14 protein-coding genes are annotated in these 15,301 nt (G+C 43.3%); 11 read left to right on the top strand and 3 right to left on the bottom strand.

Annotated features, from left to right (window positions below; genetic code table 11):
* Positions 1 to 6 precede the first annotated feature (6 nt).
* The 3 genes from lysA (at position 7) to Bovatus_RS06875 (ending at position 4,208) form a co-directional block, all read left to right on the top strand.
* Positions 7 to 1,167, top strand: coding sequence for a diaminopimelate decarboxylase (lysA, locus tag Bovatus_RS06885; protein ID WP_004297042.1), 1,161 nt, complete (start codon positions 7 to 9; stop codon positions 1,165 to 1,167).
* 141 nt (positions 1,168 to 1,308) lie between these two features.
* Positions 1,309 to 1,788 carry a ferritin gene (locus tag Bovatus_RS06880; RefSeq protein ID WP_004304025.1) on the top strand — a complete coding sequence of 160 codons (480 nt, stop codon included), beginning with the start codon at positions 1,309 to 1,311 and terminating at the stop codon, positions 1,786 to 1,788.
* A 155-nt stretch (positions 1,789 to 1,943) separates the two neighbouring features.
* Complete coding sequence (locus Bovatus_RS06875; RefSeq protein WP_004297040.1) at positions 1,944 to 4,208, top strand: sensor histidine kinase; 2,265 nt, start codon at positions 1,944 to 1,946, stop codon at positions 4,206 to 4,208.
* A gap of 31 nt (positions 4,209 to 4,239) precedes the next feature.
* Here Bovatus_RS06875 and Bovatus_RS06870 read toward each other — a convergent pair whose 3' ends face one another.
* Both Bovatus_RS06870 and kbl read right to left on the bottom strand, forming a co-directional pair.
* Positions 4,240 to 4,647, bottom strand: a complete 408-nt coding sequence (locus tag Bovatus_RS06870) for a DUF2721 domain-containing protein (RefSeq protein WP_004297039.1) — start codon at positions 4,645 to 4,647, stop codon at positions 4,240 to 4,242.
* A gap of 211 nt (positions 4,648 to 4,858) precedes the next feature.
* Entirely contained in the window at positions 4,859 to 6,052 is a 1,194-nt protein-coding gene (kbl, locus tag Bovatus_RS06865) for a glycine C-acetyltransferase (RefSeq protein WP_004297038.1), read from the bottom strand.
* A 136-nt stretch (positions 6,053 to 6,188) separates the two neighbouring features.
* Between kbl and Bovatus_RS06860 the strand changes: the two genes are divergently transcribed.
* The 5 genes from Bovatus_RS06860 to Bovatus_RS06840 all read left to right on the top strand — a co-directional run bounded on the left by Bovatus_RS06860 (position 6,189) and on the right by Bovatus_RS06840 (position 11,457).
* Complete coding sequence (locus Bovatus_RS06860) at positions 6,189 to 7,142, top strand: NAD-dependent epimerase/dehydratase family protein (RefSeq protein WP_004297037.1); 954 nt, start codon at positions 6,189 to 6,191, stop codon at positions 7,140 to 7,142.
* Entirely contained in the window at positions 7,142 to 7,990 is an 849-nt protein-coding gene (locus tag Bovatus_RS06855; RefSeq protein WP_004297036.1) for a DUF4348 domain-containing protein, read from the top strand. Before Bovatus_RS06860 ends, Bovatus_RS06855 begins: the two co-directional genes overlap by 1 nt.
* 47 nt (positions 7,991 to 8,037) lie before the next feature.
* Positions 8,038 to 9,030 carry a UDP-N-acetylmuramate dehydrogenase gene (gene murB / locus Bovatus_RS06850; RefSeq protein ID WP_004297035.1) on the top strand — a complete coding sequence of 331 codons (993 nt, stop codon included), beginning with the start codon at positions 8,038 to 8,040 and terminating at the stop codon, positions 9,028 to 9,030.
* A 10-nt stretch (positions 9,031 to 9,040) separates the two neighbouring features.
* On the top strand, positions 9,041 to 9,799 hold the full coding sequence (locus tag Bovatus_RS06845; RefSeq protein WP_004311496.1) for an MBL fold metallo-hydrolase: 759 nt from the start codon (positions 9,041 to 9,043) through the stop codon (positions 9,797 to 9,799).
* 83 nt (positions 9,800 to 9,882) lie between these two features.
* Entirely contained in the window at positions 9,883 to 11,457 is a 1,575-nt protein-coding gene (locus Bovatus_RS06840) for a DUF3352 domain-containing protein (protein ID WP_004297032.1), read from the top strand.
* A 102-nt stretch (positions 11,458 to 11,559) separates the two neighbouring features.
* On the opposite strand, the gene Bovatus_RS06835 is transcribed toward Bovatus_RS06840, so the two are convergent.
* Entirely contained in the window at positions 11,560 to 11,934 is a 375-nt protein-coding gene (locus Bovatus_RS06835; RefSeq protein ID WP_004297031.1) for a DUF3127 domain-containing protein, read from the bottom strand.
* Positions 11,935 to 12,087: 153 nt separating this feature from the next.
* Here Bovatus_RS06835 and dnaN point away from each other — a divergent pair, with 153 nt between their 5' ends.
* The 3 genes from dnaN to coaBC all read left to right on the top strand — a co-directional run bounded on the left by dnaN (position 12,088) and on the right by coaBC (position 15,301).
* The gene (gene dnaN / locus Bovatus_RS06830) at positions 12,088 to 13,212 is read left to right on the top strand and encodes a DNA polymerase III subunit beta (RefSeq protein ID WP_004297029.1); all 1,125 of its coding nucleotides are present in this window, start codon (positions 12,088 to 12,090) and stop codon (positions 13,210 to 13,212) included.
* Positions 13,213 to 13,313: 101 nt separating this feature from the next.
* Complete coding sequence (locus tag Bovatus_RS06825) at positions 13,314 to 14,093, top strand: 3'-5' exonuclease (RefSeq protein WP_004297028.1); 780 nt, start codon at positions 13,314 to 13,316, stop codon at positions 14,091 to 14,093.
* On the top strand, positions 14,093 to 15,301 hold the full coding sequence (gene coaBC, locus Bovatus_RS06820; protein WP_004297027.1) for a bifunctional phosphopantothenoylcysteine decarboxylase/phosphopantothenate--cysteine ligase CoaBC: 1,209 nt from the start codon (positions 14,093 to 14,095) through the stop codon (positions 15,299 to 15,301). The genes Bovatus_RS06825 and coaBC overlap by 1 nt, the downstream gene beginning before the upstream one ends.

The raw sequence follows: 15,301 nt of genomic DNA, 5'->3' as shown, positions 1-15,301 counted from the left end.
CGAATTATGAAGGGAATATTTCCAATCGATAAATTCCGCACTTTGCAGACGCCTTTCTATTATTACGATACCAAAGTGCTGCGCGATACATTGTCGGCTATTAACCATGAGGTTGCCAAATATCCTAATTATTCAGTGCATTACGCTGTCAAAGCAAATGCCAACCCGAAAGTACTTACCATCATCCGTGAGAGCGGAATGGGAGCCGACTGTGTGAGCGGTGGAGAAATTCGTGCCGCTATCCGTGCAGGATTTCCGGCCAATAAAGTTGTTTTTGCAGGAGTAGGTAAAGCAGACTGGGAAATCAATCTCGGGCTGGAGTACGGCATCTTCTGTTTCAATGTAGAGTCTATTCCCGAACTGGAAGTAATCAATGAATTGGCCGCTGCTCAAAATAAGGTGGCTAATGTTGCTTTTCGTATCAATCCGGATGTAGGCGCACATACTCACGCAAATATCACTACAGGTTTGGCGGAAAACAAATTCGGTATCAGCATGCAGGATATGGACAAGGTGATAGATGTGGCGCAGGAGATGAAAAACGTAAAGTTTATCGGGCTTCACTTCCACATCGGTTCACAGATTCTGGATATGAGCGATTTTGTAGCTCTCTGTAATCGTGTCAATGAATTACAGGATAAATTGGAAGCTCGCAGAATTCTGGTAGAACATATTAATGTAGGAGGTGGTTTGGGAATTGACTACGGACATCCCAACCGTCAGGCTATTCCGAACTTCAAGGATTACTTTGCTACCTATGCCGGACAATTGAAATTGCGTCCTTATCAGACCTTGCATTTTGAATTGGGACGTGCAGTTGTAGGACAGTGCGGTTCCTTAATCTCTAAGGTTTTGTATGTAAAACAAGGCACACGGAAGAAATTTGCCATCCTGGATGCAGGTATGACCGATCTTATCCGTCCGGCTCTGTATCAGGCATTCCATAAAATGGAAAATATTACTTCCGAAGAACCATTGGAGGCATACGATGTAGTAGGACCGATCTGTGAATCGTCGGATGTTTTCGGAAAAGCAATTGACCTGAACAAAGTGAAGCGTGGTGACTTGATAGCCCTTCGCTCTGCTGGTGCTTATGGTGAAATAATGGCTTCCGGATACAACTGTCGTGAACTGCCGAAAGGATATACTTCCGACGAACTGGTGTAAGTAAAAAATGAACCGCTACAATCAAAATGTGAATGTAGTTTAAAAATATAGGGTGCATGGAACAATTTTAACTGAAAGCTTGTTATTTTTGTAATGAGTTCAAAAAGAAACTACATTAACAACTTAATAAAAAATACGATTATGATTTCAGAAAAATTACAGAATGCAATTAACGAACAGATTACTGCTGAAATGTGGTCTGCTAACCTGTATCTAGCAATGTCTTTCTATTTTGAGAAAGAAGGTTTCAGCGGTTTTGCTCATTGGATGAAAAAGCAATCCCAGGAAGAAATGGGACACGCTTATGCAATGGCAGATTATATCATCAAACGTGGAGGAACTGCTAAAGTAGATAAAATAGATGTTGTTCCTAACGGATGGGGTACTCCTCTGGAGGTATTCGAACACGTATACAAACATGAATGTCATGTTTCTCAATTGGTAGACAAGCTGGTAGACGTAGCTGCTGCTGAAAAGGATAAAGCAACACAGGATTTCTTGTGGGGATTTGTTCGCGAACAAGTAGAAGAAGAAGCTACAGCACAAGGCATTGTTGACAAGATCAAGAAAGCTGGTGATACCGGAATTTTCTTTGTAGACTCACAATTGGGACAGCGTTAATGATGTTACTCTGAAAAATAGTTCTTTAATATATTATAGAAGCTGCCTGAATTCCTGTTCAGGTAGCTTCTTTTTTTTCACTTATTTGGCTTATGTTCGAAAATAAACTACCTTTGTGTTACGAGTCGGAGAGAAATTAATCCCAGTTATTATAAATGAATGGTTTGAACAGAGGAATTATAAGATTGCTCCTTTTATCTTTATTGCTCCTTTTAGGGGTGAGTAGTTGTTCTCAAAAAGAGGAACGACGTATCTTAGTTGTCCACTCTTATGAGGAGACTTATGCGGCTTATCCGGAATTTAACCGGATGATAGCGGAGCAATTTGAAAAAGAGAAAATTGATGCTGATATTCGTACCGTTTATTTAGACTGTGAATCCTACTGGGAAGAGCCGGAACTTGAGCGGATGCGCTTTCTGGTTGATTCCGTATCGAAAGACTGGCGGCCGGAAGTGATTCTGGTGAATGAAGACCAGGCTACTTATTCATTGATGAAATGCGGAATTCAGTTGGCGAAAGAAGTGCCTGTGGTTTTTGGTGGTGTCAATTATCCGAATTGGGGATTACTGAAACATCATCCCAACGTGACAGGCTTCCATGACAAGATAGCCTTTAATGAGAATATCAGTGTGGCAAAAGAGCTTTTCGGTGAGCACGTTCGTTTGTTTACCATGCTCGATACTACCTATATCGACAGACAAATCAGAAGAGATGCAAAGGAACAGTTTAAAGGACATAAAGTGACCGGATTCATAGATAATCCCGAACTTTCTCCTGAAGAACAGATACGTTTGGCACAGGAAGAAGGTTATACCCGTTTCATGGCTATTCCTTTGCGTAATGCCAGAAATCATTCGGATGCTACTTTTATGTGGGTTTTAAACAGGAGTTACCGCGATCAATGTTATATCCAGTTGAAACGTGATTACACCACTATTAATATTGGGAGTATCTGTGGTAGTCCTAGTCTGACAGCTATTAATGAAGCCTTTGGGTTTGGTGAGAAGTTGTTGGGTGGATACATCACTTCGCTGCCTATTCAGGTAGAAGAAGAGGTGAAAACTGCCGTTCGCATATTGCATGGCGCAAGTCCCTCGGATATACCCATTGTTGAAAGCCGGAAAGAGTATGTCGTAGACTGGAATACAATGACGCAAATTGGTTTGAGTAAGGAAAGTATTCCTGCTAACTATCGTATTATCAATATTCCGTTCAGAGATGAATATCCGTTTTTGTGGGGAGCCTTAGTCGCTTCATTTGTTCTTTTCCTGATTTTACTTTTTGCTTCTCTTTGGTGGCTATATCTTCGGGAACAGATGAGGAAAAAACAGGCTCTTATAGCATTGGCTGATGAAAAAGAAACATTGTCATTAGCCATTGAGGGTGGAATGACGTATGCTTGGAGATTGGATAAGGGTTGTTTTGTTTTTGAGGATGCATTCTGGGCGTCGCAAGGGCTAAATCCTAGACAACTTTCGTTTAAGGAATTCATGAGCTTTATTCATCCCGATCATTGGGAGGGAGTGAAGTTCAACTGGCGAAATCTGAAAAGTGCTCATAAAAAAATTGTGCAGGAGCTTTGTAACTTCGACGGTAAAGGCTATCAGTGGTGGGAGTTTCGTTATACTACTAAACAGCTTTCGGGTGGTGAATATAAAACAGCAGGTTTGCTGCTCAACATACAAGATATAAAAGATCGTGAGGAGGAACTGGAAGCTGCACGCTTACTCGCTGAAAAGGCGGAATTGAAACAATCATTCTTGGCAAATATGAGCCATGAGATACGTACTCCACTTAATTCGATTGTTGGCTTTGCCAATATTCTGGCATTGGAAGATGGATTGAGTTCCGTAGAACGCGAAGAATACATCGGCACTATTAATAAGAACAGCGAGTTGCTGCTCAAATTGATTAACGATATTCTGGAGCTTTCTCGTATCGAATCAGGCTATATGTCTTTCTCGTTTAAGAAATGTAGGGTGAGAGAGCTGATTGATGACATTTATATGACTCACCAGGTCTTGATTGCTCCACGTCTGGAATTCCTGAAAGAAGTGGATAATATACCTTTGGAAATTAATGTGGATAGAGAGCGTTTGATACAAGTTCTAACAAACTTCTTGAATAACGCCAGTAAATTTACGGAAATCGGATATATCAAATTAGGGTATATTTATCTGCCGGATGAGGGGCATGTGCGGATTTATGTAGAAGATACTGGGAGAGGTATTCCACGCGAAGAACAACGGATGATTTTCAGCCGTTTCTACAAACAGAACGAATTCTCACAGGGAGCAGGATTGGGGCTTTCTATTTGTCAGGTAATTATAGAAAAACTGGGTGGAAGGATTGATCTCAAATCCGAAGTAGGCAAGGGAAGTCGCTTTACGGTCATCCTTCCTTGCCGGGTAGTGTCTTGATAAAACTTAATAGGAGGGATTGTCAACCGTGTTATTTTTGGTTTTTCCCTTTCTCCATCGTTCCCAAGTAAATCTCCAATGAACGGGTGGAAATCTGTATTTCGCGGAAAGATACGCCTAGAGAGGCTATCAACAGAATCAGTGCCAGTCCGAATACGTAAGCAGAAAATAATTGCAGTCCGATATAAATAAGAAACATACTGACTACGCAGAGAAAAAGACTTGCAATACCCAGTCCTTGCATTGTACGGGTCAGGTTCAACCGTTTCCGTAAGTTCTCGATTTGAGCTTCAGTGATATCCGAAGGGTTCTCCACGTAGCGGTCACGCAGTTGGCGCACAAGTTGGGCATACGATAAGAAACGGTTGGTGTAAGCCAATAAAATCAATGAAACTGCCGAGAAAAGTAGGGCAGGAGTAGTGAGGGTCAGTTCTTCCATAATTTATTTTTTATAGTCAAGTAGCGGTTCAAAATTCATTTTATAAAAGAGAATTTAGGCGCAGATTACATAGATTTCACGTATTATACGTTTTCTAGAATGAAGCTTGTTATAAAGCAACTGTGTAAGATACGTGAAATCTGTGTGATCCGTGTAATCCGTGTAATCTGCGCCTAAAATATAGATTCCGCAAGGAAACCTTGCTTCGGAGTTATTCCGCTTTCAATACGTTGAGCTCTTTACCTACCTTGATAAAGGCAGCGATACACTTGTCAAGATGTGCTTTTTCGTGTCCTGCAGAAATCTGTACACGGATGCGGGCCTGATCTTTCGGCACTACCGGATAGTAGAAACCTGTCACATAGATTCCTTCTTCCTGCATGCGTGCAGCGTAAATCTGGGATAACTTCGCATCATACAGCATAACAGCACAGATAGCACTTTGTGTCGGTTTAATATCAAATCCGGCAGCCGTCATCTTATCGCGGAAGTAGTTTACATTTTCAACCAACTTGTCATGCAGTGCATTGCTCTCTTTCAGCATCTTGAAAACTTCAAGACTTGCACCGATGATACCCGGAGCCAATGAGTTGGAGAACAAATACGGGCGACTACGTTGACGGAGCAAATCGATAATCTCTTTACGACCGGTGGTAAATCCTCCCAGTGCACCGCCGAAAGCCTTACCCAACGTTCCGGTATAAATATCTACACGTCCGTGAGTCTTATACAACTCGCTTACGCCATGACCAGTGGCACCTACCACACCGGCAGAGTGGGATTCATCCACCATTACCAACGCATCGTATTTCTCGGCAAGATCACAAATCTGATCCATCGGAGCTACGTTGCCATCCATTGAGAACACACCGTCCGTAACAACAATACGGAAACGTTGTGCCTGCGCTTCTTGCAGACATCTTTCCAAGTCTTTCATGTCAGCATTGGCATAACGGTAACGTTTTGCTTTGCAAAGACGTACCCCGTCAATGATAGAAGCATGGTTTAGCGAGTCCGAGATAATGGCATCCTCTTCAGAGAAAAGCGGTTCGAATACACCGCCGTTAGCGTCAAAGCAGGCAGCATACAGAATCGTGTCTTCAGTCTGGAAATAGTCCGAGACGGCAGCTTCCAGTTCTTTGTGTATATCTTGTGTTCCACAAATGAAACGGACGGATGACATTCCGTATCCACGGTTGTTCATCATTTCCTGCGAAGCCTTGATTAATCGGGGATGATTGGACAATCCTAGATAGTTGTTTGCGCAGAAGTTTAATACTTCCTTACCTTTTACAGTGATGGCAGCTTGCTGCGCACTTTCAATCAGTCGTTCTTCTTTATAAAGTCCGGCTTCCTTAATTTCAGCCAATGTTTGGCGGAGATATTCTTGCATTTTACCGTACATAGTGTTTGGGTGATTAAGTTATATTGCAAAGGACACAATTTTTCTTGGAATAACAATGTCTTTTTGATTAAAATCTGAAAAAAAAGTGCTTACTTTGCGCACTATTTAAGCTTGATATTCTAAGTCAGAAGAAAAAATGGAACACATTTTGATTATTGGAGCTACCGGACAGATAGGGTCGGAGCTGACGATGGAGCTACGGAAACGTTACGGAAATGCAAATGTAGTAGCAGGTTATATTCCGGGTGCAGAACCTAAAGGGGAATTAAAGGAGTCCGGACCGTCGGCTATTGCTGATGTAACGGACGGAGAAGCGATCACATCTGTAGTAAAAGAGTATCACATCGATACGATTTATAATTTGGCTGCTCTGTTGTCCGTAGTTGCCGAGTCGAAACCCAAGCTGGCCTGGAAAATAGGCATCGATGGATTGTGGAATGTGCTGGAAGTGGCACGTGAACAAGGGTGCGCAGTGTTTACTCCGAGTTCAATCGGTTCGTTTGGCGCTAGTACGCCTCACACGAAAACACCGCAGGACACCATTCAACGTCCCCGTACCATGTATGGAGTCACTAAAGTAACGACAGAGTTATTGAGTGATTACTATTTTAATAAATACGGTGTCGATACCCGTGCTGTCCGTTTTCCGGGCATTATTTCGAATGTGACCCCTCCGGGAGGAGGTACGACCGATTATGCTGTCGATATTTACTACTCGGCAGTGAAAGGAGAAAAGTTTGTGTGCCCCATTAAGCAAGGCACTTTAATGGATATGATGTACATGCCGGATGCGCTGAATGCAGCAATCACACTGATGGAAGCCGATCCGGCAAGATTGATACACCGCAATGCTTTCAATATCGCTTCCATGAGTTTCGATCCGGAAACGATATATCAAGCTATCAAGAAGCATGTGCCGCAGTTTGAGATGATTTATGATATAGATCCTTTGAAGCAGCGCATAGCCGATAGCTGGCCCGATAGTCTGGATGATACCTGTGCTCGTGAAGAGTGGGGATGGAAGCCGGCCTACAATTTGGAAAGCATGACGGTGGATATGCTTGAAAAGTTAAGAGAGAAACTGAAATAATGAAAAAACTAATTGCAGGGGTCATACTGCTCGGTATATTGAGCTCTTGTGGAAACAAGAAAACAAATATTGACCCCTTCGCATCTATTACTAAAGAGGTGGATTCAGTCCGGCAGATAGCCGATTCTAGCCACCATGATAAATCGCCGGAAGATCCGCAGCCTATACAGGCGGATGAATCTTTCGATGATTTTATTTACAATTTTGCTTCCGATGATGTGTTACAGCGTCAGCGTGTGAAATTTCCATTGCCCTACTACAATGGAGATAAGAAGTCAAACATCGAGGAACGCAACTGGAAGCATGACGACTTGTTTACCAAGCAGCATTATTATACACTGCTGTTTGATAGAGAAGAAGACATGGATCTAGTAGGAGATACCTCCCTCACTTCTGTGCAGGTAGAGTGGATGTTCGTGAAAACACGAATGGTGAAAAGATACTATTTTGAACGTATCAAAGGTGCATGGATACTGGAGGCAATCAACCTGCGGCCCATTGAACAAAGTGATAATGAAAACTTTGTTGAGTTTTTCGGACATTTTGCAACGGATAGTCTTTTTCAGAGTCAGCGTGTGCGGGAGCCGTTGGCTTTTGTAACCAGTGATCCGGACGATGATTTCTCCATTTTGGAGACAACCCTCGATCTTAATCAGTGGTTTGCCTTCAAACCGGTACTTCCTGTCGACCGCCTTTCTAATATTAATTACGGACAGCGGAATGACGATGATTCGCCCACGAAAATCCTGGCGTTGAAAGGTATCGGAAATGGTTTTTCCAATATCCTTTATTTCCGCCGGAAAGCCGGAGAATGGGAATTGTATAAGTTTGAAGATACAAGTATCTGATACAGGTTACGACGCACTATAACAGTATAACTTATAACTAAAAATATATGTATTCTCTTTTGCCCTACAATACATTCGGCATCGATGTCAGTGCCGCTCGTTTTTTAGAATATTCTTCGGTTGAAGAACTGAAGAAGCTGATTGTGCAAGGTGCCATTGTGACACCTTTTTTGCATATTGGTGGCGGCAGTAACCTGCTGTTTACCAAAGATTACGACGGGTTGATACTCCATTCCCGCATTGAAGGAATCGAAGTGACGGAGGAAGATGAACACTCTGTGTCGGTACGAGTGGGAGCGGGAGTAGTATGGGATGACTTCGTTGCATATTGCGTAGAACATGGATGGTATGGAACGGAGAACCTGTCGCTCATCCCCGGTGAGGTCGGAGCGAGCGCGGTACAGAACATCGGAGCTTATGGCGTTGAAGTGAAAGATCTGATAACAGCTGTGGAAACGGTGAACATTCAAGCTGAAGAACGCGTTTATTCGGTGGAAGAGTGTGGATATACCTACCGCAACAGTATCTTTAAACGCCCGGAAAACAAGTCGGCTTTTGTCACCTATGTCCGTTTCCGACTTAGTAAAAAAGAACATTATACGTTAGATTATGGAACCATTCGTCAGGAGCTTGAAAAATATCCGGCATTGACGCTTTCTGTTGTACGGAAAGTGATAATTGATATTCGTGAGAGCAAGTTGCCCGACCCGAAGGTAATGGGAAATGCCGGCAGCTTCTTTATGAATCCCATTGTGCCGAAAGAAAAACTGGAAGCCCTGCAGCAGGAATATCCCCGGATACCTTACTATGAGCTGGCAGAAGATCGGGTGAAAATTCCGGCAGGATGGATGATCGACCAATGCGGCTGGAAAGGTAAGGCCTTAGGTCCGGCTGCCGTACATGATAAACAAGCGCTGGTGTTAGTGAATCTTGGTGGAGCAAAAGGTAGCGATATTCTTGCGCTTTCAGATGCAGTCCGAGCCTCTGTTCATGAGAAGTTCGGCATTGATATCCACCCGGAAGTTAACTTAATAAATTGAGAAGTAACAAGTGAAAGTAAGAATCATTGGAAGTGGAACATCGACGGGAGTACCCCAAATCGGCTGTACATGTCCGGTTTGTACTTCTACCGATCCGAAAGATAACCGATTGCGTGCATCTGCTATTGTTGAGACAGATGATGCGCGAATTTTGATAGATTGCGGTCCGGATTTCCGGACACAGGTATTGCGTCTTCCTTTTGAGAAGATAGATGGTGTGCTCATTACGCATGAACATTATGACCATGTGGGTGGGTTGGACGATTTGCGTCCGTTTTGCCGGTTTGGTTCAGTGCCTATTTATGCGGAAAATTATGTGGCACAAGGCTTGCGCTTGCGTATGCCCTATTGTTTTGTTGACCATCGTTATCCGGGAGTTCCCGACATTCCTTTGCAGGAAATCTCGGTGGGACAGGCTTTTTCAGTTAACCACACGGAGGTGCTTCCTTTACGTGTGATGCATGGTCGATTGCCTATTCTGGGATATCGTATCGGGCAATTAGGTTATATCACTGATATGCTGACCATGCCCGAAGAATCCTATGAACAATTGGCGGGAATAGATGTTTTGGTAGTGAATGCACTTCGGATTGCCACGCATCCTACTCATCAGAATTTGGAAGAAGCATTGGCAGTGGCGCAGCGCATTCAGGCAAAGAAGACGTACTTTATACACATGAGTCATGATATGGGCTTGCATGCGGAGGTTGAAAAGAGCCTTCCGGAAAATATTCACCTGGCATTCGACGGATTGGATATCTATCTTTGATTATCGGTGAAATTTTTAGCAAAAGTTTTGTTTTCTTTGTAGAAATTATTATTTTTGCACCTAGCCGATAAACAGCGAATATTATGAAACTTCGTACGATAGTGAAAATAGCGATCACGTCTTCTGTTGTACTTTTGTGCTCAGGTTTCGCATTGTACTCTTTTTTTAGACTGTCGGCGGCCGAAGGGCAGAAAGATTTTGATCTTTATGAACTGGTTCCATCCACCACTTCAGCCGTATTTGTTACCGATGATGTGCTCGAGTTTGTAGCGGAGGTCGATGATCTGACTTGTAGTAAAAATCAGCAATATCTTTATGTATCCAAACTTTTTTCTTATCTGAAACAAAGCCTTTATGCCCTCTCGGAAGATACTCCCCATGGCTTGAGTCGGCAAATGAATCAGATGCTGATTAGTTTCCACGAACCGGATAACGAACGGAACCAGGTACTTTATTGCAGATTGGGAAATGGAGATAAGGAATTGGTAAACAGGTTTGTGCGTAAATATATATCTTCGCTTTATCCACCGAAAACGTTTGTTTACAAAGGAGAGGAAATAATCATTTACCCGATGGCAGATGGTGATTTTCTAGCCTGCTATCTGACGTCTGATTTTATGGCGTTAAGTTTTCAGAAAAAACTGATTGAAAACGTTATTGATGCATATAAGAGTGACAAATCATTGGCGGATGATCCGACCTTTACAGGAGTGCGTGCTCCGAAAAAAAGTGTAGCGGCCGCCACAATCTATGCCCGAATGAAAGGGATGATGGGATGGACGGAATTTGACATGAAGATGAAAGATGATTTTATCTATTTCTCCGGCATCACACATGATGCAGACACTTGCTTTGCATTTATAAACCAACTTCGCCAGCAGCAATCAGTCAAAGGCTTCCCGGGTGAAGCACTACCCTCCACTGCTTTCTATTTTAGCAGACAGGGGATTACGGACTGGGCGTCTTTGCTTTCTTATGGAAATGCGCAGGAGCAGAACGGGGCAGTCCGCACGAGTGAAGTGCAGAATAGAGATAAGGAATTTTCCCGCTATCTGATGGAAAATGCCGGGCAAGACCTGGTTGTCTGTCTCTTCCAGCGTGAAGATACGTTGCAGGATGCAGCGGCAGTCTTGAGCCTGTCTGTGGCAGATGTGACGGAAGCTGAAAGGATGCTTCGTGCCTTTGTCAATACTGCTCCGGCAGATGAAGGAAGAAAAACTCCCCGTATTACTTTTTGTTATACTGTAAATAAGGCATACTTGGTCTATCGGTTGCCTCAAACAACATTGTTTAAACAACTGACCAGTTTTGTTGAACTGACTTTGGATGTGTATGCAGCATTTTATGGCGGACGTTTGTTACTCGCTCCGGATGAGGATAGCCTGTCGCATTATATTCGCCAACTGGATAAAGGGGAAGTGCTTAATGGGGCAATGGCTTATCAGACGGGTATGGATCACCTGTCTGATTCATATCATTTTATGCTGATGGCGGATTTCGATCACGTGTTCCGGCAATCGGAAAATCACGTCCGTTTCGTACCGGATTTCTTCCTGCGCAATGCAGACTTTTTCCGTAATTTTACACTCTTTGTCCAGTTTGCCTGTACCGATGGAGTAGTATATCCCAATATTGTTTTGAAATATAAATCAGAATAAAAATCGTGGTTTATATACAATCATTCTATAAAAAAACTCCCGACAGATTAAATTCTATCGGGAGTTTTTTTATGCTTATTCGTCCGACGAATGACTTTCGGTTTAGAATGGCAGATCGTCTTTTGCGTCGCCCGGAGTAAATTCCGGCATTGCCGACGGAGCTGCGGGAGGAACGGAACCGCCTGTAGCCATTGGGGCACCTACGCTGACACGTTCTACTTTCCATGCACGGATTCTGTTGAACCAGCGGTCTTGCCATTGGTTAGAATCGATGTCGAATGAAACAGTCAGTTCTTCGCCCATTTGAATGTTGAACTGATCTATTTTATCTGCCCCAAATACTTCGAAGCACATTTTGCGTGGATATTGGTCGTGACTTTCGATAACAAACTCTTGCGCTTTCCACTCGTTGCCGGTAGCTTTTGAAACTCCTCCTTTGGGCTGGAGGATAGCGATGATTTTTCCTGTAAATTCCATTGCGATAATTTTAAATTCTGGGGCGAAGTTACAATTTTTTAGTAATATCCCTCACACAATGCCTGTTTTTTTCTTTTGTTTTATTGGGCAGCCCAAATCTTTTTTCGTAACTTTGTGCGATAGAACATTTAAAACTTAAATACACGAAAATATATGAAATTTATCGTTTCAAGTACTGCTCTTTCCAGCCATTTACAGGCCATCAGCCGTGTGATTAATTCAAAAAATGCGCTGCCAATTCTCGATTGTTTCCTCTTCGAATTGGAAGACGGAACATTGTCTGTGACTGTATCCGACAGTGAAACAACGATGGTGACTACCGTAGAAGTGAATGAAAGCGATACAAACGGGCGTTTTGCCGTAGTAGCGAAAACATTGCTTGATGCACTGAAAGAAATCCCGGAACAACCACTTACATTTGAAATCAATCCGGATAATTATGAAATAACAGTGCAGTACCAGAACGGAAAATACAGCCTGATGGGGCAGAATGCGGATGAATTCCCGCAATCGGCTACACTGGGTGATAATGCAGTCCGTGTAGAAATGGAGGCTAGTGTACTTTTGGGAGGTATCAACCGTTCGGTGTTTGCTACTGCCGATGACGAACTTCGTCCGGTGATGAACGGTATTTATTTCGATATTACCACAGAAGACATCACAATGGTTGCTTCAGACGGTCATAAACTGGTGCGTTGCAAGACATTGGCAGCCAAAGGTAACGAGCGTGCAGCCTTCATCCTTCCAAAGAAACCGGCTACTTTGCTTAAGAATCTTTTGCCGAAAGAACAAGGCACAGTGACGATCGAATTCGATGAACGTAATGCTGTATTCATGCTCGAAAGCTACCGGATGGTTTGCCGCCTGATTGAAGGACGTTACCCGAACTACAACTCGGTAATTCCGCAGAACAACCCGCACAAAGTGACCGTAGACCGTCAACAGTTGGTAGGAGCTTTGCGTCGTGTGTCTATTTTCTCATCGCAGGCAAGCAGTTTGATTAAACTCCGTATGCAGGAAAACCAGATTGTGATTTCCGCACAAGATATTGACTTCTCTACTTCTGCCGAAGAAACACAAGTTTGCCAGTATGCAGGTGCAGCAATGAGCATCGGTTTCAAATCGACATTCCTCATCGATATCCTGAACAATATTTCAGCAGACGAAGTAGTCATCGAACTCGCAGATCCTTCACGTGCCGGAGTAATCATCCCGGTAGAGCAGGAAGAAAACGAAGACCTGCTGATGCTGCTGATGCCGATGATGCTAAATGATTAATAGTAATCACCGCAAAATAACACAGAGTTCCACAGAGTGTTTTATGTATTTATTGCTCTGTAGAACTCTGTGTTACTCTGTGGTGGAAAAAATAATTAGAAATGAAATTAAACCTGAAAAATCCCATTGTTTTTTTTGATTTAGAAACAACCGGAACCAATATCAACACAGACCGAATTGTTGAAATCTGCTATCTGAAAGTATATCCGAATGGAAATGAAGAAGCAAAAACATTACGTATCAATCCTGAAATGCATATCCCGGAAGCATCTTCTGCTATACATGGCATTTATGATGCCGACGTAGTCGATTGCCCTACTTTCAAAGAAGTGGCGAAAAACATAGCCAGGGACATTGAAGGTTGCGATTTGGCAGGATTTAATTCCAATCGTTTTGATATTCCTGTCCTTGCTGAAGAGTTCCTTCGCGCCGGAGTGGACATTGATATGACGAAACGCAAATTTGTAGACGTACAGGTGATCTTCCACAAAATGGAACAACGCACCTTGTCTGCTGCCTATAAATTCTATTGCGACAAGAATCTGGAAGATGCACACACTGCCGAAGCAGATACACGGGCCACTTACGAAGTGCTGAAAGCACAGCTCGACCGTTACTCCGATCTTCAGAATGATATTGCGTTCCTGGCAGATTATTCAAGTTTCAGCAAGAATGTAGACTTTGCCGGACGCATGGTGTACGATGATAATGGGGTGGAAGTGTTCAACTTCGGAAAATATAAAGGAATGTCTGTAGCCGAGGTTTTGAAGAAAGATCCCGGATATTACAGTTGGATTTTGAATAGTGATTTCACGTTGAACACTAAGGCGGCATTGACAAAAATCCGTTTGCGTGAAATGAGTAATTTGATTACAAAATAATGCTAAAAGGAAAAAAAATAATTCTTGGAATTACCGGCAGTATTGCCGCGTACAAGGCGTGCTATATCATTCGTGGACTGATAAAACAGGGAGCGGAAGTGCAAGTCGTAATTACTCCGGCGGGAAAAGAATTTATTACTCCCATCACTCTTTCGGCTTTGACCAGCAAACCAGTCATTAGTGAGTTTTTTGCCCAGCGTGACGGAACGTGGAATAGCCACGTCGATCTCGGATTGTGGGCGGATGCTGTATTGATTGCACCTGCCACTGCCTCTACTATCGGTAAAATGGCCAATGGAATAGCCGACAATATGCTCATAACAACTTATCTTTCGGCAAAAGCTCCCGTGTTTGTTGCTCCGGCAATGGATCTCGATATGTTTGCCCATCCCGCCACCCAGAAAAATCTGGATATACTGCGTTCCTACGGTAATCACATTATCGAGCCGGGAACAGGAGAATTAGCCAGCCACTTGGTAGGAAAGGGACGTATGGAAGAGCCGGAAAACATCATCCGGGTATTGGATGAATTCTTCGCTTCGAGTGATGAACTATCCGGAAAGAAAGTGATGATTACAGCCGGACCTACTTACGAAAAAATTGACCCGGTGCGTTTCATAGGCAATTATTCTTCCGGAAAGATGGGATTTGCGTTGGCAGAAGAATGTGCCCGTCGCGGAGCGCAGGTGACATTGATAACAGGTCCTGTGCAGCTCAAAACGAAACATTCCCGTATCCGGCGTGTAGATGTGGAATCAGCAGAAGAAATGTATGCGGCTTCACAGATCTATTTTCCAGATGCTGATGCAGGTATTCTTTGTGCGGCAGTAGCCGACTACCGTCCGGAAACAGTGGCCGACAAGAAGATTAAGCGGGAGAAAGAAGAGGAACTAACCCTCCATCTTCAGGCAACACAAGACATCGCTGCCAATTTAGGAGCACTGAAAGGGAAAAATCAGTTATTGGTTGGCTTTGCCCTCGAAACCAATAATGAGCAGCAGAATGCCGAAGGAAAGCTCGAACGCAAAAACTTCGACTTTATTGTGCTCAATTCGTTGAATGATGCTGGAGCCGGTTTTCGCCATGATACCAATAAAATAAGTATCATTGACAGGAAAGGTCGTACAGACTATCCTCTGAAGCCGAAGACGGAAGTAGCCCAAGACATCATCGACCGTCTGGTAGCCACCCTGTCTCCCGGTTTTTAA

This window comes from Bacteroides ovatus, assembly GCF_001314995.1.
In the GTDB taxonomy this organism is placed as follows: Bacteria; Bacteroidota; Bacteroidia; order Bacteroidales; family Bacteroidaceae; genus Bacteroides; species Bacteroides ovatus.
The sequence above is the reverse complement of the archived record's forward strand: the minus strand, read 5'-3'. Positions and strand labels throughout refer to the sequence as shown.

Bases quoted from the DNA above. Each gene is read 5' to 3' on its own strand.
- kbl (WP_004297038.1), bottom strand. From the start codon at position 6,052: ATGTACGGTAAAATGCAAGAATATCTCCGCCAAACATTGGCTGAAATT.
- Bovatus_RS06860 (WP_004297037.1), top strand. From the start codon at position 6,189: ATGGAACACATTTTGATTATTGGAGCTACCGGACAGATAGGGTCGGAG.
- Bovatus_RS06855 (WP_004297036.1), top strand. From the start codon at position 7,142: ATGAAAAAACTAATTGCAGGGGTCATACTGCTCGGTATATTGAGCTCT.
- Bovatus_RS06870 (WP_004297039.1), bottom strand. From the start codon at position 4,647: ATGGAAGAACTGACCCTCACTACTCCTGCCCTACTTTTCTCGGCAGTT.
- Bovatus_RS06875 (WP_004297040.1), top strand. From the start codon at position 1,944: ATGAATGGTTTGAACAGAGGAATTATAAGATTGCTCCTTTTATCTTTA.
- coaBC (WP_004297027.1), top strand. From the start codon at position 14,093: ATGCTAAAAGGAAAAAAAATAATTCTTGGAATTACCGGCAGTATTGCC.
- Bovatus_RS06880 (WP_004304025.1), top strand. From the start codon at position 1,309: ATGATTTCAGAAAAATTACAGAATGCAATTAACGAACAGATTACTGCT.
- murB (WP_004297035.1), top strand. From the start codon at position 8,038: ATGTATTCTCTTTTGCCCTACAATACATTCGGCATCGATGTCAGTGCC.
- Bovatus_RS06835 (WP_004297031.1), bottom strand. From the start codon at position 11,934: ATGGAATTTACAGGAAAAATCATCGCTATCCTCCAGCCCAAAGGAGGA.
- Bovatus_RS06825 (WP_004297028.1), top strand. From the start codon at position 13,314: ATGAAATTAAACCTGAAAAATCCCATTGTTTTTTTTGATTTAGAAACA.
- lysA (WP_004297042.1), top strand. From the start codon at position 7: ATGAAGGGAATATTTCCAATCGATAAATTCCGCACTTTGCAGACGCCT.
- Bovatus_RS06840 (WP_004297032.1), top strand. From the start codon at position 9,883: ATGAAACTTCGTACGATAGTGAAAATAGCGATCACGTCTTCTGTTGTA.
- dnaN (WP_004297029.1), top strand. From the start codon at position 12,088: ATGAAATTTATCGTTTCAAGTACTGCTCTTTCCAGCCATTTACAGGCC.